The organism is Allocoprococcus similis (genome assembly GCF_054660775.1).
In genome coordinates this window covers 72,010-89,240 of the sequence record NZ_BAAHSG010000016.1, presented here as the reverse complement: position 1 = coordinate 89,240, position 17,231 = coordinate 72,010, and the positions used below count along the sequence as shown (strand labels likewise).

Sequence of the window (17,231 nt, the reverse complement as noted above, 5' to 3'; positions counted from 1 at the left end):
ATATAATTTCCGGCCCATTACCGTGCACCGAAATCGCGTACCGGTTTCTCCACAGCCGGACATTCCCGCACTTCCTGAGCCGCATTTTGCAGCCGTGCCAGGACAGAAACAGCCGGCTCTCTCTGACACAGGTATTCCTGGCTGTCTCGGATTCCGGCAATATTTTCCCGAATATCCATATCCACGTCGAACACATCTGAAACCGGCATAAGCCAACGGTCTGCAAAGTATTTCAAAGGATTCTCAAGCGCCAGCACATCATCCAGCATTTCATCCCCGAACTCAAACTTTGTTGTCAGATAGGAATACGCCTCCTGCATGGCTGTAATTTCAGCAGCTTTTTCAATTAAGGATTCCTTATCTCTTGACATAAGGCTTTCCCTGTAAGCAAAGTAATTCTGTCCCAGCCGTTTCATCAGGAGCGTATATTTGTCCTGTGCGGAAGGTTCGCTTGTGAAATGTTCAAATTTTTGCGCTGCATCAATTTCTTTGAGAAGATCGCAGATCGGGAAACTGTGTTCATGGTTATTTTCTTCCCAACACCATCGGGCTACATCCAACGGGTCCTGAAAAGAAAGAAGCGCCTCTACTTCCGCCGGAGTAAATACATGCTCAACCTTCAGATAATAGTGGAGTTCCGAAAGTCCCTGTAACTCGTAAATACTGCCGATGTTCTGTGCATCCAGCATATCCGCATGAACCTTCAAACACTCGTCCAGCCGTTCCATAAGCAGCCGCTTTGCATCTTGTTCTATCAAAATCACCCCTTTCGCTCCGGCATAGTCAGCGTACAGTTCACTTCATTGCCCCATACATCCCAGCCGGGTGTCTTTTGTCTTGCAAACAGTTCCACTCTGGGCTGATCGCCCATGAGTTTTACGATCTTATCCCGCACCTCGTCCGGTTTCTTGCTGTGCTGCTCAATATGGGAGATCACAAACTGATGGATTCCCGCACACTGGCGTTTCGGTCGGCCTCTGGTTGCCAGTAGGCAGACCTCCGCGTTTGAGCGGGTCCAAAAGCCCATACCATAAAACCAGCTATCCGCTTTCCGGTTCTGTTTGAGCCATAGAAAAGCCAGCGTTTTATATTTGAACCCCCAGGCATCGATCACCCGGAAGGCTTCATTAAGCTGCGGAAAGGTTGCCCACAGAAAGAGGGCGCTGTCTTTTGCGGCAAGTTCCGATACCGGCAGGGCACAGATTTCTTCAATGCTCATCGTGGGGTAATGGTTTTCCGCAACGCCGCTTCCATGTTTTCTGTCATAACGCCAGGGCGGATCGGCATAGATAATGCCGTACTGTTTCGTTTCCGGCATTAGCGAACCTGCTCATTCTTAGATGGGGCAGATTTGGCCGGCTGTTCTTTGACCTTACCGGCATTTTCCTTCAATGTACCGGTCAGGGAAGGTTTTTCCGCAGCTCCCTTTGTCGCTTCAAGAGTCGCCTGCAAATTTTCAATAGCCTGGCCGTACCCATCAATGAGAGCATCGTTGAGCTGCTTGCGGAACTCTGCCGTAACCGGCCAGCAGACATCTTTCCAGTTGCCGCCCTTATCCTGGGTTGCGGGCATATTGACATACAGCCCCTTTTCACTGGAACAGATACGGAAACCGTCAATCTTAAAGCATCCGCCAATCGTAACATTGGCAAACGCCAGCAGGTTTCCCATTGGAGCAATCGGACGCACGCGGACATCCAGCTTCATGCCGTTTGCCATTTCCGGCGTCTGTGTTTCCGGCGCCATTTTTTCTGTATTGGTTTTACTCATATATAAAATCCTCCTTTTTAGAATTGGTTTTGTTCATGCTATCTTGCATTAAATATGGATTTGGATAACGAACCTGTCTTAAACAGGGCAAAAGCCAGCAGTACCGTATAACCCGCCGTTCCCCAGATCGCGCCGTGCACGTCGCCGGACGATGGGATAGACTGGACCAGCACTGCATAAATGGCAACACAGATCAGGATCAAAAACCCCTGAAAGCCCAGGGCAAAAAGGGAACGCAGATACCCGGTTCCCATTTGTCCCCATTCCCGGTTTGCCATTGTGGAAAACGGGATCGGTGCAAGGCTCACGGTTAAATAAATCTCGATCATACGGCCATATACAATGACAAAGATCACGATGGACAGTACCCACATACACAGATTGATGATGTTGGTTTCCAGCCACAGTCCAATCAGTTCCCACATTCCCATTGCTTCAAGCTGGGTTTCCAGATCAGACAACGCCGCCTGCACATCCAGGTTCCCGTTTATGACACCGGCACTTTGCGACACCACATTTTGGGCCACATCAAAGACCGCCATCACAATCGTAAAACAGTTGGTGAGCAGGTAAGTGGCAACAAAAGTCTTGAAAATCCACTTGAAGATGTTGAATGTATCGAATTCGTGCATGTTGTTCTTTTCGAGAATCATCTGGATCAGTTCATACACCAGAACAAAGGTCAGGATCATGCCCGCAATGGGAATGACGACGGTTTCTGAAAGATTCTGAATCATGGAAAACACGCCGCCATTCCAGCCCTGCGGGGTCTGTCCTACCTGATTTGCCACATCCGCAACCTGATTGTTGACGGAGTTGAAAATACTGGTGTACTGTCCGGTGATCGCATCGATCAGGCCCTCTTTAATCCAGTCTGTTATCCATTCAAACAGACTGCCCATAAGTCAGCCCTTAACCGAACAGGCCGGAAAGCAGCGGGATCAGCGTTGCACCAACCAGAGCGATACCTCCGCCTGCCATAAGCTGTTTTATGTCTTTTATGAGAAAATATTTGCTCGAAATGAGCCTTGAAAAGATTAAAATAGATTAAATTTTGATAGATTTTTCTTATTTATGGGAGCCGGAACCTCTTTCGATGGTTCCAAGCTCCGGTATTGGTTTTAAGTTGAAATGAATTTCCATTGTGACCGTTTCAGGAGTACGGCAGTAATTTTCTGTTCCGTCTTTCTCCTGCGGTTCTGAGATAACGATTTTACTGATCAGCCGGTTCAGAAGATTGGCATCCAGTTCTTTGATGTCCGCATACTCGCTAATATCGTCAATCCACTGCTGGGACTGTGCATCCAGTTTTTCTTCCGTATTCAGCACACTCTCATTCTGGAAAAGTTCCTTTTTGATATCTGTCTGCTCCTTCTGTGTCTTCTCCAGCATCTTATCAAAAACAGATTCTGTAATCTTGTCATTGATAAGGTCATCATACAGTTTTGCAATCAGCCGGTCTAACGTTTCCAGGCGGTCTTTCTGCTTTGATACCAGCTTCTCCAGACTTTCCCTGTGTCCCTGTGTATCTTCCTCGCATAACTCCTTTACCCGGTTTTCCAGTTCTGTTCCGTCTCCGGTAACTGCTTTTGCACATTCCTGGATTCTGGTAAGGACTGCATCATACAGGTCATCAGCGTCCACCCGGTGCTGGGTACAATGTGCTTTCCCCTTATGGATATAAGTGGAACAGGTATAAACTTCATGCTGGTCTTTGGTGTGCGTCTTCTTCAACGTCAACGCACCGCCACACTCTGCACAGCGGAGTAATCCGGCAAACATGCTGTATTCTCCCTGTTCTGTCTGGCGTTTCCTGCCTTTCATCTTTGCCTGTACCAGATCAAATACATCCTGCGGAATGATTGCTTCGTGGGTATCCCTGACTGTGATCCAGTCCTCCGGAGCTTTATCTCCCTGATTGCCAATCTTGAAACGGTAGTACCTTTTCTGGGAAGCCATGTCACCACAGTAAACGGGATTCATCAGCAGGGATTTCAGATAGGATTCATCCCATACATATTTCCCATTTTCCGGGTCTTTCTTTTCCCATTTTGTGTAATAGGTGCGGAGTCCCCGTTTCCGGTGCCACCATGACGGGCAGGGAATCTGCTGGCGTTCCAGTTCTCTGGATATAAAGTTAATCCCATGACCGTCCACCGCCCACTGGAAAATTTTCCGGACAATCGGTGCTGTCTCGTCGTCAATCAGGAGATGTCCCTTTTCCTCCGGGTCTTTCTGATATCCCAGTGGTGGAACAACACCTGTAAACTTTCCCTTGGTTGCCTGCAGGTGATAGGACGCATGGACTTTCTTGGAAATATCTCTGGAATACATCTCGTTCAGCACGTTCTTAAATGGGGCAATCTCATTGTCTCCGGCAAAGGTATCCACATTATCATATAATGCGATATACCTTACTCCATGCTTTGGGAAAAACTCCTCCATCAGAAATCCTGTCTGTACATGGTTTCGTCCCAGTCGGCTCTGGTCTTTGGTAATTACAAGATTCACCAGTCCTTTTTCACAGGCTTTGAGAAGTCTCTGCAAATCAGGTCGGTCTGTGTTCAATCCTGTATAACCATCGTCCTGAAACACATCCACCACCTGCCAGCCCTGTGACTGACAGTAATTCACCAGTATGTCTCTCTGGTTGGAGATGCTGGCACTCTCTCCGGTCAATTCGTCATCTTTGGAAAGTCGGCAGTATACACCAACTCTCCAGGTTGCATTTCTTTCTATATTGTTACTCATATATCTGTTGTTCATCTGATACCTCCGTTACTTTGCACATCCTACGCAGATTTCAGATTACTGAACTCATAATCATTATACTGCTTATCTTTCATTATTGCAAGTTTATCTTTTGTTTTCGTGTCACGTATTTTCTGTGCGATCACCTCTGCAAACACTTCTTTTGCGTCCTGATCACCGTCAAAATATACTCTGATGTTGATAATTTTCTTCTTCACTGCCATTGTAAAACCTCCATTTTTTGCAAAAAAAGAGCAGCTAATCCATTTTTACAGATTAACTGCCCAGACTGTTGGTTACATATATTAAAATTTTTGTATTAACATTTCAGAAATTGGGGATATAATAAAGACAGGGATAAATCCCTGTCAGATGAACTGCATATTTTAATTTTCCCATTGAAAACAAGAGGAATGTGTGGTACATTTGTTATAGGAAAAGCACCCACTCCAAAGTGGATGCCGCCTGAGTTGACTAAATGGTCTTACGACCACCGCCTATCCTGTTGGCAGACAGGATAGGCATTTTTATTTCCTCTTGTTCTTCCGATCAAGAAAGGCAATAATCGCAATTAACAGGCTACCAAAAGCGATCAGTAAACTGAGTACGCCTAAGAATATTGAGATAATCTCATAAGCTGTCATATCACGCACCTCCTTTCTTTCATCTCAGAACCCCGAAAGGCTCCGGTCTGTAAATATCAGGAGGCAGCCACACCCTGTCACAGGTGCTTCCCCGTAACATTGCTGTTACCGGATAATCATACCATTATATTCGCCATATTACAATTCATTTTTGTTCCAGATTCACAGCAATCCTTATTCTGTATGGATACCTGCTATTTCCGTTTGATTGCCTTGCACCGGCAGACGGCAGACGGCAGATAGGGTATCTATAAAGCCTGCCGTTCACTCCAAAATTCTGCCGTCACCCATTCTCCCTTGTTTTTTTAATCGAATGGTATTTTCCTGCTTTTCATTCATCCGATAATCCAGTTCTTCTTTCATCCGGCTTCTGGCTTCTCGCATGGTTCTCTGGGAGATTCCCTGTGCTTTTGCCTTTTCATCCAGTTCCCGGATTGTGACTGCATTTCCGTCTGCAAGCAGTTCATAGATCAGTTTCGTTCCCCGTTGCAGTTTTGTTTCTGTCGGCTTTCCTTCCTTTCCGTCCAGAAGATCATCTGCGGAAATCTCATAAGCTCCCACCCAGCGGAATCCTTCTTCATCTCCAAGTTTAAATGCCATCGTCTCACCTGGAGGTGCAAGAGAACTTTTCTCATGGATCAGTACTCTTGTTGTCGGGTCTTTCTTTACTTTCCCGATAAAAAGCAGGCTTCTCACCGCCGCCATGATATCAATAGAACCAAGTCCCCGGTAAGTACTCTGTGTCCCTGAAGATTTATTCAGATGTCCGATCAGCACAATCGCACAACCGGTCTTTTCAGCGATCATTCCCAGTTTCCGGAATACCGGACGGACTTCATTTGCCCGGTTCATATCCACATCGGCACCGATAAAAGCCTGTACCGGATCAATGATTAAAAGTCTGACCTGATTCTGACGGATTGCTTTTTCAATACGGTCATCGGATAACGTCAATGCTTCCTCTGTATCATCAATGACCATCACCCGACTCAGGTCTGCTCCTGCTTCCACCAGCCTCGGCTTAATCGTATCTCCCATACCGTCTTCTGCAGTCTGATAGATCACATTAAAAGGTTCAATCTCTTCCATGTTCGGGAAAGTCTTACGGTTCGTGCAGGCTGCGGTCAGCATCATGGCAAAATAAGTTTTTCCCTCTCCTGGATTGCCCTGAATAATCGTCAGTTTTCCAAATGGCAGATAGGGAAACCACAGCCATTCTACACTGGTCTGTTCAATGTCTTCATAACACAACATCGGCACCAGTTCTTCCTTCTCCGGTACTTTCATTGTAACTGTTTCAATGATTGATTTCTTCCTGTCTGCATTTTTATCACAGAGGATTTCATTCCAGTCCTTTCGGGACGGTTTCAGACGGATGACACTGTATCCGTCCGGGATTTCTATTGCCAATTTCTCACTGGCTTCATTCCCTGCATGGTCATTATCCAGGCACAGGAAAACCGAAGTAATCTGAGGGCGTTCAGAAAGAAAAGCCATCAGTGCCGCACTGGAAATGCCACCCAGACTCAGGTAGCTCCGCTTTTTCCAGTCTTTGGGAAATAATTGGATAAAAGAAAGCAGATCAATGGCTGCTTCAAACACAAACAACTGATTATCCGTCCCTCTGTGACAGAATCCGTAAGATTTATCAGATTCAGCCACATCTCCCCGGTATTTTGTTTCACCAGTTCCCCTGCAATGGGCATATCTTGGAATACCGTCTGCATCTCTGCCAACAAACACCACATTATGGTGCTTCTTTTCTTCATAAATATCCCCACTGCCGATCCATTCCTCCACCATATTCTTTTCAATCCCTCTGTTTTCTGTCAGATATCTGATGATTCTATCATTATTTTCCTCTTTCTCTGGTAATCGGAAGTCAGGGGACGGGGCGGGGCAGGTACTGTTCCTGCCTTCGCCTTCCTCCCCGGTTAGCATCTTGACAGCTTCCGGAAATGTGGCATTGTAAAATTCCATCACAAAATCCACCGGATAGCCACCCCTCCCCTGACTGTGCCTGTACCACCGGTTTCCGGATACCGTTACACTGTCATGCTTTTTCCAACGGTATTCCTTTCCGCTTTTCCCTAGTTGTTCTCCCTGTGCGCTCAGAAAAGAAACAAGATCTGTCTGATTTGCTCTTATAATTTGTTCTTCTGTATACTGCATTTTGCTCATCCTTTCCCGTCTGTCCTGCTGACAGACTGTTATAAACTCATGTCATAGTTTCGCTTTTTCTTCACTGCCTGTTGTTTTGCATCACGCTCTGCACACTCTTTCTTTTTTTCATCCAGTTTTCTCAGAAGAGAGGTCTTCTTTTCTGGATTCTGCTCCGACTGGTTCAACGGCTGTTGCTCTGCTTTCCCGTTTTCTTCAAGAATCTCTTTCGCCTGAACTGTGTAAAATGTCGGGAACTTCACCTGCTTCTCCCTTTTTTCTTCTGAACGCCCGGAAGTATCTGCTTCTGCCATTTCCCGGTCACGTCTGGCAATATCCGCACAGCTCTGTACCTTTTTCACAAAAGTTAGTTCCTCCTGGTACGGCTGATTATCTGCTTTCAGCTCTTCGATCCCCGCCTGAAGTTCTTCTTTCTCCCGTTTCCATCTGGCAGTTGGCACTTTTCCATTTTTATCCAGATGTTGTTTCAGTTCCCGTTCACATTTGCGGTAATAATTGATTTCTTTTTTATGCTGCTGATAATATCTCTCCCGTCTTTTCTGAAAATAGAAATGGTTATACTCATCAATCAATGGCTGATTTGTTTTTATTACCTCTGCCATCTTTTCCAGATTCTCAAGTTCCTTTAACTGTTTCCGCTTTTCAGAAATTTCTTTTTTACTGACAGAAACAACACCGTTCAGTTCCTCAATCCGTTCCTGCAAGTCATCCATCGTTTCTATCTGATGTGTCTGAAGATAACTGATGGATTTTGCAAACTCCTGTAAATTGGAGAGATTCTTACCTCTCTGTTTCATCTCCGCATAAAAATTGGGAAGTGGTGGTCTGCCCTGTGTCTTTTTATCATAATAATCCTGCAGGCTTTCCAGCAGTGTCGGGTTCTGCCTGCGATCCAGCTCTGCTTTCATTTCCTCATAAGCTGTCTTCATCCACTGAATGGATTCTTTCAGAGAAATAAACATCTGGTTAAACTGCCGGATTGCCCGGTTCAATTCTCCGATCACCGTTTTGATTCCCTTTTTCTCCATTGCCCGGACTTCATATCCCTCATGGATGGTCGGGATCAGGTCAATCCCCTGTTCTTTGTAGGAACGGTGGTCGATTCTGGATGCCATGTGGCACTCCCTGAATTTCCCATTTACTTTCTCTGTCCATGCCCGCCGCCATTCTTTTAAAAGCTCCGGATCATTCCATCCGGTAGTAGAAACAGCATTGAACATATCTTTTCCTTTGGCATCCTTCACCCGGTTTCCATCCTCATCAAGAATATATTCCCTTCTCTGCTTATTGCCCCAGATTCCTTCCTCTGTAAAAGGACGGATTGGGACAAGCACATGGAAATGGGGATTATCCGGTTCTTCTTCATTTTCCGCTTTTCCCTCATGGACTGCCAGATCCACGATCATGCCACGTGCCACAAACTGCTCCTGGCAGAACTCTTTTGCCAGTCTGATATTTTCCTCAAGTGTCAATTCATTCTGCAGTGCAATGTCAAACGAATAGGCAAGCTGTGCCTTGTTGTTCCGTTCCACATGCTCCACCTCGTTCCAGAGTGTTTCCCTGTCAGTCAGACGCTCTGGCACATACTCCGGTGTCAGGATTTCTGTAAATATCACACCTGACTTGCTCGTATAATCGTGTATCTTGTTGTAATAACTGTCAAAAATCCTCTGCCCGGAAATATAGGCTGCGGAAGCGACCACCATCTGCCCTTTCCCTCTGGATACATTCCTTACTGAAAAATGATACAGTGCCATTAACTGTCATCTCCCTTCTCTGTCTTTTTTACTGCTTCTGCAATCTGCTGTTGATCTTTGTGTAAGGCGGCTATATGAGCCTGCCGCACAATACTCTTGTTGTAACTGCTGTTCTGCAGTTGATTCATCATGTCCTGGACGTCTTCCTGTTCCAGATCTCTGGACAGCGGAAATACTTTCTCAAACTCTGCCCCTTTGACAATCAGCCGGTGGGAACGTTCCCTGCGTTCTACCAGCTTCTTCCGCTGCTCCAGAATGTTTTTGTGGTGAATTGCTGCCTCCAGTTCCTGTCTGCTCTTTTCCATGTTGGCCTTCAGTTCCTCCAATGACATGGATTCATACTTTGGATTTTTTGCTCTGCTCATTTTCTTGTACTCCTTCTTTTTTCTGTAAACAAAAAGAACCGGCTTATTCATGAATGCCGATTCCTGGGTATAAAAAACTGAGGTCGTTGTCCTGTGATTAGGAAATGCTGACCTCAGCGTTTTTGAAATATTTAATTGTTGCTCCTTGGAATGAAAGTCTTTGTCACCATTGTCGTATAAATTTAAACTCACATCCCATATCAGGATTTCTTTAATTCTTCCATATACAGTTCAGCTATATATGCCGGACCAGTGCACCACAGCTTTGTCTTCTCATCATACAGTGCTTTTCCTGTCTTTGAACACAAAAAATCTGTCAATACCTCGTTTCTGTCCTTGCCTGTCTCTTCTGCGATTTCATCTGTCACCATAGTGATCAGAAGGTCGATTGTATAATTCATTTTTTCCTTTGGAATTGTTACTTCAGCCATATCTTCTCACCTTTCACAAATTTCAGACACTCAATAGCTGCCTCAGTTTTAAAGCAGTATTGATCTTTCAATTTATTCGGCAGCAACTGTCTGATACAGAAATCGTCTGCTACTTTATCACCTGCAGTCCCAAAAGCACCCGCAAGATAAGCGGTAAGAGTAGCGTTTGTTGCATCATCCGCAATCTTTCCTGCAATGATATCATATTTTGCCATTTCACGTTCAACCTCAATAAACATTTTTTTCTTTCGGTGAGCGGCGATACAATGTAACCAGTCCACATCTGCATTTTCAAAAATATGCGTTTCAAGATTTTCTGAAAGTTTGAATTCAAAAGTTGAAATATATCCAAACTTCTGCCCCTCTTCAATTGTTCCGGTTGCGATGGCTTTGGCTATTGAGGTTCTCAGAAAACTTTCTGCCTGTTCCTTTGATGTGGTTAAATAAAATCCCTGTCCAAAATCTTTTCTCTTTGCACATTTGGCAAGATCTGGCTCTTTTACTTCACAATAACTTCCATGATAGAGAACAAATCCATCTTTTAACTCAAGCACTAATCTCTATCCCCTTTCTTTGCAAAAATTCAGTAATATCTTCAAGCACAGCTTCATCGCCTTCACAATGAAAAATCCCATAGCATTTTTCTATATATCCAAGAACATCGGCTTCTTTAAACAAGTGGATAATCTGTTCAACAGGTAAATGCCACTCTTCTGAAGCAAGCCGGATTAGTCTTGTTTGCATAAAAGTAATCTCTGTTTTCTCACTCATTATGAATCCTCCTCATTTTCTTAGTCAGTAAAACCGGAATTGTTGATTACCAAGGCATATTTCCAAATCGACTAATAAAAGTTACTGTTAGTCCGGTTTTATCAATCATTGCAAGTTTTACGATTGCGCCTGTACTGTTTGCTTTCCTCCGTCGACATTCAAATCTGTTGCCGTGGCACCTGGATCAGCGCAGTTCACCTCTTATGTCTTGGAGTCCTTTTGCATACTTCCAAAAGAACCCAGTCCGCTTGAAACATTTACGATAATAGTTTTATTTTTTCTCTCATTGTCATACAATGCACCTACTTCCCCAGAATTTATTTTACCACGTATTCTTCTGTTCGTCTGTCACCTGCATCGTATCTGCATTTACCAGATAAAAATCTACCAATTCGGTCTCGTAATTGCCATCCGGATATACTTTTTCTAACACCAGTTCTTCGCAGGAATTACCATCTGCATCTGTCTTGGAACCATTATCGTACAGACAGTATCTCACATTTACCGTATTACCGTTCTTTGTTTCCTGCGTTTCGCTGACGACAGCATAGACTTCTCCCTTTGCATTCGCCGTGTAACTGAACGCCATATTTTGAAGTGTATTCTGCTCCTGAAGGTAATTATAAACTGCCAGCATTGCATTTTGAATTGTCAGACCATCATGCTGCCCTTCTGTCTCGTAATCTTCTATGGTATTTCCACTCTGAATATCCTCTGAATCTGTTGAATTCTCTGTATCCAAATCCGGTAATTCTGTAGTATCCTCTTCTTGATTATCTTCTTCATCTATTGTATCCGAAGACCACCACAGACCATCCATACTCTGCATAACAAATGGATTATTGGTTCTGTATCTCCGTTCACCACCATAATCTTCCTGCACAGTTATATACGTATATTTGCTGTCACAACCAGTCACCGTTTCTGTTCCATCCATTCCGAACACTACACTCAGACCACTCATTCCAATAATCAAAAGTGCAAATATCGCAGCAGCTCCATAGACAATTATCAATGCCACTTTGTTTTTACCGAATTGTATGGATAATGCCTGGCAATTGTGTCTGTATAAACTCACGATCCCCCAGATCAAAAGAACCGCCAGACTGATTGTAATAACAGTAATCGATATTTCTGCGAAACGATATCTCACTTCATATCCCATATCACGTTTTATACCATACCACAATCCATAGAAGAAGGTACTATACGCAAGAACCAAAGTAATGATACTGATCCGTATCGGATGCTCTTTTTTATCCGGCACTGCCTTCTTCAGTGCCTCTGCCATCTGCGCTGCCGCTCTCTGCTCTATCCACATAGCAAGCTCTGCTTTTGACGGATATGTGCATTTAGTATCCGGAATCCCTGCGTAACACATCTGGCTCTCTTGAATCCCTGTCGCATCTCCTGCTGCCATTGCTGTAACCACTTTCAGGTAATAATACAACTTCAACTGTGCTGGATTGAATTTATCTATACGAATATCTGCCAGCTCCTGTGCAGCCCGTTCATAATTGTTAAGGAGTACACTCATCCGTGCCATAACCAAAAGCATCTGATTCGCTACAGCAGGGTAACGGTGATATTGCTTCTCATATAAATACCGTGCATACTCATGTCGTTCTTCCGGTGTTAACCGATAGGACTTCTTTCTATTCTGTGCCAGCATCGCAATTCGCAGACCATAAGCCAATTCCAAAATTGCAATCAGCTGGCAGATAAATGCACCAAATCCCCAGATATCCGTTGTATACCGCACATAGGTCACCAACACAATGCCTAGCATTGCCGGAATCACGATCAACCATTTTGTCCAACCTGATCTTCTCATAAAAATCTCCTGAATTGTTTTTCTGAATATAGTATATTACCGCACACACCAATCGACCATATACATATTGTGACGATGCTGTTACTTACCATAACAGTTGCTGTTTCTAAGGTCATCTATTTATAGCCTGAGAAATAACTGGTTTCCCATCTCTGTCCAACAATGGAGTCAGTCCACCTGAATACCCACATGCATGATATAAATAATTCACACCAGTTTCCTTATCCACCCATATCTCAGTAGTAGTTAATGCTCCCTGAGAATATATTTTTTCAAATCTCTCTTCTTTCGCCATTTTCAATTTCCTCCCATAATCAATTTTTCGGTTTTATAAAAAATGTTTCTCTGTTACTTTCTCGATTGTATCATGACATACAGTTCCATCTTCGGCAATCGTCGATTTTCTGATAAATCTCGAATGATGCTTTAATACTCCATAAGCATACCAGTCATGGTTGCAAAATACTTTGCAGAACTATGCATAGCCATGTTCCTTACAGGTATCGAAATACAGACACCTGCTGATTTCATAAGTAAATCCACTATCATCATCCTGCAAAATTTCTGTCTCCCAACATACCTTTTTTTCGCCCTCCAGATCATCTACCAGAGACTGTCTCACAATCTTATAGCCATTCGGCAATAAATCGACATGCTTTTTTCTCTTTTTCCGTTACCATATTTTCTCCCAACTTGCACACTAAGTCATAATTTTCCAAACACTAAAACTTGAATTTCTATTTCTGCTGCCATGCCATTACATAGTCTTTTTCTCCAGTAGCTTCATCCAAACCGCTATACTGAATCTCAAATCCTTCTCTTTGATAAAAGGATATTGCCCGTGTATTTTTTTGATATACATTTAAGATTAATTTGTTTCTTTTTCCCTTTACATAGTTTAGCAAAATTTTACCTATACCTTGAGATTGCATTTCGGCAGAAACAAAAATACCTTCAATGTATTCGTTACTTAACCCTATAAAACCCTGTATTTCCTGTTTATCCTCGTAAACATAGACAGTTGCCTGTAATAGAAGTTCTTTTACTAACTCAAAATTACTTTTCCAATATTGAGCAGAGATAAAATAATGTGTCTTTATATTTGTATCTAACCATATTTCTGCAACTTTATTTATATCCACTTTCCGTAATTCTCTAATCATAACGGTGATGCTCCTCAAACTCCGATTTTCTCAATTTTTCAAACTGGAATTTACGAACTACAATATCTTTTCGAGAAAAAGATGGTTTTTGTGTGCAATTACATCTCCAACTTTTTTAGAAGCACTAGCAATTATTTCAAATCCATTTTTTTGATACAAAGATAGCGCAGGAATATTTTGACTTCCTGTATCCAAACGTAGTGCCCTGCAACTATTTTTTTGTGCTAATTCTGTAGCGAATTTTATTAGTGATGATGCAATTCCTTTACCAGACATACTCGGACGTACCATTAAAAGGTGAATTACCATTACCTCATCTTCAGATAATTTTTCTTTCCAAGGAATAGTTGCATATTCTATTGGTTGAACTTTATCAATAATGATACTTCCAACAATTGTTCCGTTTTCTTCATATACAAACAAAGCACCAGCATAAATAGCCCGTTCTGCATCATCTTTCGTTGGATAAACCCCTTTCTTAAATACAGTAAAGGCTGTATGATTCAGTTCATACTGGAAATGCTCATTGTAAGTATCTTCAATCGAATTAACATCTTTTAGTATTGCTTTTCTAATCATAAAATCTCTCCACAAATTTTGATTTCACACTTTCTTTCCCCTTATATGTCTATATCTGAAATATTCAGTCACAAACTTTATCAGGGATAGGCATCTGTGCCGCAAGGGGATCTTCCCCTTGTACGAAATCTCTGATTTCGCTGTATTTCCCGGTTTGAGATTTCTTGAAATCGGGAACAGCACCGCAGGTCGCACGATACAGGCAGATGGAATTGCCTGTATAGAAGTGCGCTCTTAGCGTTGCTAAGAGATTTATGCCGTATCCGGCGTGTTATCTTTTTTCAATTTCTTTTTTCGACTTCTGAAGCATTCTTCCAGTTTTAATAATTTGACATGTCTGCTCTTGTTACTCATCATCTGTAAATTCCAGCATCTCATCAACGGTGCAGTCCAGCTTCTTGCAGATCTTCTCAATCGTCTCCATTGATACATACTGGTTTTTTCCCATCCTGGCAAGAATATTTCCACTGATCCCGGTGAGGTACTGCATCTCTATCCGCTTCATATTTTTATCTATGAGCATTTTCCATAATCTGTTATAACTTACGCCCATAAGCAACCTCCATATTTTTCATCTGAACATATTTTGATTATATCACGATTTCGTTAGGTTGAATACCTGTAATTTTTGATGTCTTCTGTAAAATGGAAAAGAGGATGCCCCGACAAAGGGCAACCTCTCCAACCATTTACTTCGGTTTAGTCGAATGGAACCTCACCTTCCGGTGCTTCCATAAATCCGTCCTTATCTGTTTTCGGTGTTTCCGATGAATCAGCTCCAACACCATTATCCTTGTTCTGGGCAAATTCATGTTCTTCCACGATCACATCTGTAGTATAAATTGTTTTCCCGTCCTTGTCCTTATAATTGCCAGTGCTGATACGACCGCCAATCACAATCCTCATTCCCTTGTGAAGATATTTCTGTGCAAACTCTGCACTCTTTCCGAATGTGACACAGGAAATAAAATCCGCTTCCTGTTCACCGTCACGTTTATATCTTCTGTTTACCGCCAGTGTATATCTTGCTACTGCCATATCATTATCTTTTCCGGCATATTTGATCTCCGGATTCTTTGTCAGTCTTCCCATTAAAACCACTTTATTCATAATCGTTACTGTCCTTTCCGCAGCTACGCTGCCATTGCATATTCTTCATCATCTGTTTCATCGTCCGGCATAAACATTGCACATGCTTCCGGTGGATTGGTATCATCCGGTGAAAATATTTTCCGGATCATTTCATACATGATCGGATACCGATATGCGATTTCTTCTCTTGCAAGGAATCTGCATACCCTGTAAAGATTCTTTTTCATTTCTTCATCTGTTGTAAGCATGGCAACCAGATGGATTCTCTCCCTTGTATAAATCAGATTCGGGCATCCAAACCAGTTAATCAACTGCATTTCTTTCATTTTCAGTTCTGTCATAAACTGCTCCTTTCCGGGCATTTTGCCCTGTAAACATTGTCATCAGTTTCATTCGTCCGGCGGTCTGGCGTGCGTTTCCCTGTCACCTGCAGCCGTCTCAGACTGCCTCTGCCTGCATCAGCAGGTCACTGACCATAAGGCTTCGGTCAGCCGCCCATCATCGGGAGTGTCATTATAATTTCGCTCGCTCTCAGAAAAAGAAAGGTCATGGCATAACTCCTGTTAGGCTTCCAGGGTGCACTTATCGGTTGTCAAGGTTCATCGAAGGAACATTCCAAAACGTCCTCTGATTACTAGAGTCAAATGACTTCGCAAGATGCAAAAGATTCGTGATATTTTTTTGCATTTTTATCATTTTTTCTTTTACTTTTGTTAGTCCCTTCACATACTCTGTACTGAGACAGGCAAAAGCGGACATCTTTGGGGTAAAATTTTTAAAATAATTGTTCCTCTACCTATAAAGCCTGGGAAGCGGTATTTACCAACCCCCTTTTGCAAGTTTTTTTCGCATAAATGAAATATTCCCTCACTAATAGCAAGTTTCAGAGGGCATTTGGACGGTACTTTTGCAGAAAAAATTATTTTTCCACTAATCACACGTGGGAATTTGAAGAATGTCAGATAATTTTGAAAAAATCCAAAAAAGAAGCACCGACCGTTATAGTCAGTGCTTGTAAGATATTATATTCGTTTTTCTCAGGAAAGATCATCCCAGTTTTTATATGTTCCATTGTACAGACCTGTAAGTTGTTTTATTGTAAGATTTTCCAGTGGATTTTCTTCATTTATCACAATAGCTATAGCATCTTTTCCAATGACTTTTGTTTCCAGAAGCTCTGCTTCATAATCCTTTAATTCTCTGGATGACATTGCGAAATCACACTCTCCACTTATCACCGCCGTAATCCCTCTTGAAGAATCTGTTGCTTTTACTTCTATTTCAGCATTTGGATTTTGTTTCTGATAGTCATCTGCCAGTGCTTTTACCATTGGTTCCATTGAAGTGGATCCTTCAATCAGAATCTTTCCTTCTGACTTGTCAGAAAGGAATGTTGTTGTACTGTCAGCCTGAATACAATATTGTTTCACAATATCCTGTCCTTTACTCTTTACATAAGTCAGGAAATCCTGTTCCACATCTGTCAGTTCTCCATTATAAGCCAGATAATAATCCCTGCAAAGAGGATAACTGTTATTGTCTATTGTTTTCTCAGAAGGAAGAACTCCGTTGATTTGAAGTATTTTTCCATTCGTATCTGTTGCGGAACTATATGCGACATAACCAACTGCGTTTTTATCTTCTTCCACCTTTTTCAGAACTTTCTCTGTAGAATCAACAACTATTCCTGTATCACTCTCAGGCAGTTTCAAAAGATTCTCAAATTCTGCTCTGGTTCCTGACCCTTCTTCTCGTGATACAGCTGTGACAGCTCCCATAGCAGACAGATCCGGCAATGGCTCTTCCTCGGTTCCACATGCTGTTATTCCCGTTGCCAGCATTATCATTATCAGCAGAAGTGCAGATTTTCGGATGTTTTTTTTCTTTACCATT

The 17,231-nt window shown here is 42.7% G+C and carries 22 protein-coding genes and 1 pseudogene; all 23 read right to left on the bottom strand.

All coding sequences use genetic code 11. The features are described from left to right. Positions 1 to 17: 17 nt before the first annotated feature. A complete protein-coding gene (locus ACYQ5K_RS08130; RefSeq protein ID WP_270525655.1) occupies positions 18 to 758 on the bottom strand; it encodes a hypothetical protein in 741 nt (246 codons plus the stop codon). 2 nt (positions 759 to 760) lie between these two features. Beyond that, positions 761 to 1,318, bottom strand: coding sequence for an MT-A70 family methyltransferase (locus ACYQ5K_RS08125; protein WP_029731790.1), 558 nt, complete (start codon positions 1,316 to 1,318; stop codon positions 761 to 763). Then, a complete protein-coding gene (locus ACYQ5K_RS08120; protein WP_459777444.1) occupies positions 1,318 to 1,770 on the bottom strand; it encodes a septation protein SpoVG family protein in 453 nt (150 codons plus the stop codon). Before ACYQ5K_RS08120 ends, ACYQ5K_RS08125 begins: the two co-directional genes overlap by 1 nt. A 38-nt stretch (positions 1,771 to 1,808) precedes the next feature. Next, positions 1,809 to 2,672, bottom strand: coding sequence for a VirB6/TrbL-like conjugal transfer protein, CD1112 family (locus ACYQ5K_RS08115; protein ID WP_005361084.1), 864 nt, complete (start codon positions 2,670 to 2,672; stop codon positions 1,809 to 1,811). A 10-nt stretch (positions 2,673 to 2,682) separates the two neighbouring features. Further along, positions 2,683 to 2,763, bottom strand: a pseudogene (locus ACYQ5K_RS08110) (Maff2 family mobile element protein); the annotation flags it as partial. Positions 2,764 to 2,838: 75 nt separating this feature from the next. Beyond that, entirely contained in the window at positions 2,839 to 4,536 is a 1,698-nt protein-coding gene (locus ACYQ5K_RS08105; protein ID WP_015521926.1) for a recombinase family protein, read from the bottom strand. 26 nt (positions 4,537 to 4,562) lie between these two features. Continuing rightward, positions 4,563 to 4,745 carry a hypothetical protein gene (locus ACYQ5K_RS08100; protein ID WP_015521925.1) on the bottom strand — a complete coding sequence of 61 codons (183 nt, stop codon included), beginning with the start codon at positions 4,743 to 4,745 and terminating at the stop codon, positions 4,563 to 4,565. A 303-nt stretch (positions 4,746 to 5,048) separates the two neighbouring features. Beyond that, a complete protein-coding gene (locus ACYQ5K_RS08095) occupies positions 5,049 to 5,165 on the bottom strand; it encodes a putative holin-like toxin (RefSeq protein ID WP_015543458.1) in 117 nt (38 codons plus the stop codon). Positions 5,166 to 5,429: 264 nt separating this feature from the next. Beyond that, positions 5,430 to 7,337 (bottom strand): AAA family ATPase, encoded by a 1,908-nt coding sequence (locus ACYQ5K_RS08090; protein WP_023843669.1) that lies wholly within the window; start codon positions 7,335 to 7,337, stop codon positions 5,430 to 5,432. A 38-nt stretch (positions 7,338 to 7,375) separates the two neighbouring features. Beyond that, the gene (gene mobQ, locus ACYQ5K_RS08085; RefSeq protein ID WP_003864580.1) at positions 7,376 to 9,103 is read right to left on the bottom strand and encodes a MobQ family relaxase; all 1,728 of its coding nucleotides are present in this window, start codon (positions 9,101 to 9,103) and stop codon (positions 7,376 to 7,378) included. Continuing rightward, a complete protein-coding gene (locus tag ACYQ5K_RS08080; protein ID WP_015543456.1) occupies positions 9,103 to 9,468 on the bottom strand; it encodes a DUF3847 domain-containing protein in 366 nt (121 codons plus the stop codon). Before ACYQ5K_RS08080 ends, mobQ begins: the two co-directional genes overlap by 1 nt. Positions 9,469 to 9,668: 200 nt before the next feature. Then, entirely contained in the window at positions 9,669 to 9,899 is a 231-nt protein-coding gene (locus ACYQ5K_RS08075) for a hypothetical protein (RefSeq protein ID WP_003864582.1), read from the bottom strand. Then, positions 9,887 to 10,453 (bottom strand): DUF3990 domain-containing protein, encoded by a 567-nt coding sequence (locus tag ACYQ5K_RS08070; RefSeq protein ID WP_020944841.1) that lies wholly within the window; start codon positions 10,451 to 10,453, stop codon positions 9,887 to 9,889. The genes ACYQ5K_RS08075 and ACYQ5K_RS08070 overlap by 13 nt, the downstream gene beginning before the upstream one ends. After that, complete coding sequence (locus tag ACYQ5K_RS08065; protein WP_003864584.1) at positions 10,446 to 10,670, bottom strand: DUF3791 domain-containing protein; 225 nt, start codon at positions 10,668 to 10,670, stop codon at positions 10,446 to 10,448. The genes ACYQ5K_RS08070 and ACYQ5K_RS08065 overlap by 8 nt, the downstream gene beginning before the upstream one ends. 322 nt (positions 10,671 to 10,992) lie before the next feature. Further along, positions 10,993 to 12,504, bottom strand: coding sequence for a hypothetical protein (locus ACYQ5K_RS08060; protein WP_003864585.1), 1,512 nt, complete (start codon positions 12,502 to 12,504; stop codon positions 10,993 to 10,995). Between the two features lie 112 nt (positions 12,505 to 12,616). After that, on the bottom strand, positions 12,617 to 12,799 hold the full coding sequence (locus tag ACYQ5K_RS08055; protein WP_003864586.1) for a DUF6440 family protein: 183 nt from the start codon (positions 12,797 to 12,799) through the stop codon (positions 12,617 to 12,619). A gap of 180 nt (positions 12,800 to 12,979) precedes the next feature. After that, positions 12,980 to 13,147, bottom strand: a complete 168-nt coding sequence (locus tag ACYQ5K_RS08050) for a hypothetical protein (protein WP_173741029.1) — start codon at positions 13,145 to 13,147, stop codon at positions 12,980 to 12,982. Positions 13,148 to 13,241: 94 nt separating this feature from the next. After that, positions 13,242 to 13,667, bottom strand: a complete 426-nt coding sequence (locus tag ACYQ5K_RS08045; protein ID WP_003864588.1) for an N-acetyltransferase — start codon at positions 13,665 to 13,667, stop codon at positions 13,242 to 13,244. Positions 13,668 to 13,724: 57 nt separating this feature from the next. After that, positions 13,725 to 14,246: a GNAT family N-acetyltransferase gene (locus ACYQ5K_RS08040; protein WP_003864592.1), complete on the bottom strand. Its 522-nt coding sequence runs from the start codon at positions 14,244 to 14,246 to the stop codon at positions 13,725 to 13,727. A 346-nt stretch (positions 14,247 to 14,592) separates the two neighbouring features. After that, positions 14,593 to 14,799 (bottom strand): helix-turn-helix domain-containing protein, encoded by a 207-nt coding sequence (locus tag ACYQ5K_RS08035; protein ID WP_003864593.1) that lies wholly within the window; start codon positions 14,797 to 14,799, stop codon positions 14,593 to 14,595. Between the two features lie 146 nt (positions 14,800 to 14,945). After that, the gene (locus ACYQ5K_RS08030; RefSeq protein ID WP_003864594.1) at positions 14,946 to 15,356 is read right to left on the bottom strand and encodes a single-stranded DNA-binding protein; all 411 of its coding nucleotides are present in this window, start codon (positions 15,354 to 15,356) and stop codon (positions 14,946 to 14,948) included. A gap of 23 nt (positions 15,357 to 15,379) precedes the next feature. Further along, positions 15,380 to 15,679 (bottom strand): hypothetical protein, encoded by a 300-nt coding sequence (locus ACYQ5K_RS08025; protein WP_015543455.1) that lies wholly within the window; start codon positions 15,677 to 15,679, stop codon positions 15,380 to 15,382. Positions 15,680 to 16,375: 696 nt separating this feature from the next. Continuing rightward, positions 16,376 to 17,230, bottom strand: coding sequence for a substrate-binding domain-containing protein (locus ACYQ5K_RS08020; RefSeq protein ID WP_015543454.1), 855 nt, complete (start codon positions 17,228 to 17,230; stop codon positions 16,376 to 16,378). Position 17,231: the final 1 nt, after the last annotated feature.

Coding starts and splice junctions, on each gene's coding strand:
- ACYQ5K_RS08035 (WP_003864593.1), bottom strand. CDS start 14,799: ATGGGCGTAAGTTATAACAGATTATGGAAAATGCTCATAGATAAAAAT.
- ACYQ5K_RS08060 (WP_003864585.1), bottom strand. CDS start 12,504: ATGAGAAGATCAGGTTGGACAAAATGGTTGATCGTGATTCCGGCAATG.
- ACYQ5K_RS08020 (WP_015543454.1), bottom strand. CDS start 17,230: ATGGTAAAGAAAAAAAACATCCGAAAATCTGCACTTCTGCTGATAATG.
- ACYQ5K_RS08090 (WP_023843669.1), bottom strand. CDS start 7,337: ATGCAGTATACAGAAGAACAAATTATAAGAGCAAATCAGACAGATCTT.
- ACYQ5K_RS08120 (WP_459777444.1), bottom strand. CDS start 1,770: ATGAGTAAAACCAATACAGAAAAAATGGCGCCGGAAACACAGACGCCG.
- ACYQ5K_RS08045 (WP_003864588.1), bottom strand. CDS start 13,667: ATGATTAGAGAATTACGGAAAGTGGATATAAATAAAGTTGCAGAAATA.
- ACYQ5K_RS08100 (WP_015521925.1), bottom strand. CDS start 4,745: ATGGCAGTGAAGAAGAAAATTATCAACATCAGAGTATATTTTGACGGT.
- ACYQ5K_RS08095 (WP_015543458.1), bottom strand. CDS start 5,165: ATGACAGCTTATGAGATTATCTCAATATTCTTAGGCGTACTCAGTTTA.
- ACYQ5K_RS08125 (WP_029731790.1), bottom strand. CDS start 1,318: ATGCCGGAAACGAAACAGTACGGCATTATCTATGCCGATCCGCCCTGG.
- ACYQ5K_RS08105 (WP_015521926.1), bottom strand. CDS start 4,536: ATGAACAACAGATATATGAGTAACAATATAGAAAGAAATGCAACCTGG.
- ACYQ5K_RS08025 (WP_015543455.1), bottom strand. CDS start 15,679: ATGACAGAACTGAAAATGAAAGAAATGCAGTTGATTAACTGGTTTGGA.
- ACYQ5K_RS08055 (WP_003864586.1), bottom strand. CDS start 12,799: ATGGCGAAAGAAGAGAGATTTGAAAAAATATATTCTCAGGGAGCATTA.
- ACYQ5K_RS08030 (WP_003864594.1), bottom strand. CDS start 15,356: ATGAATAAAGTGGTTTTAATGGGAAGACTGACAAAGAATCCGGAGATC.
- mobQ (WP_003864580.1), bottom strand. CDS start 9,103: ATGGCACTGTATCATTTTTCAGTAAGGAATGTATCCAGAGGGAAAGGG.
- ACYQ5K_RS08080 (WP_015543456.1), bottom strand. CDS start 9,468: ATGAGCAGAGCAAAAAATCCAAAGTATGAATCCATGTCATTGGAGGAA.
- ACYQ5K_RS08115 (WP_005361084.1), bottom strand. CDS start 2,672: ATGGGCAGTCTGTTTGAATGGATAACAGACTGGATTAAAGAGGGCCTG.
- ACYQ5K_RS08075 (WP_003864582.1), bottom strand. CDS start 9,899: ATGGCTGAAGTAACAATTCCAAAGGAAAAAATGAATTATACAATCGAC.
- ACYQ5K_RS08065 (WP_003864584.1), bottom strand. CDS start 10,670: ATGAGTGAGAAAACAGAGATTACTTTTATGCAAACAAGACTAATCCGG.
- ACYQ5K_RS08040 (WP_003864592.1), bottom strand. CDS start 14,246: ATGATTAGAAAAGCAATACTAAAAGATGTTAATTCGATTGAAGATACT.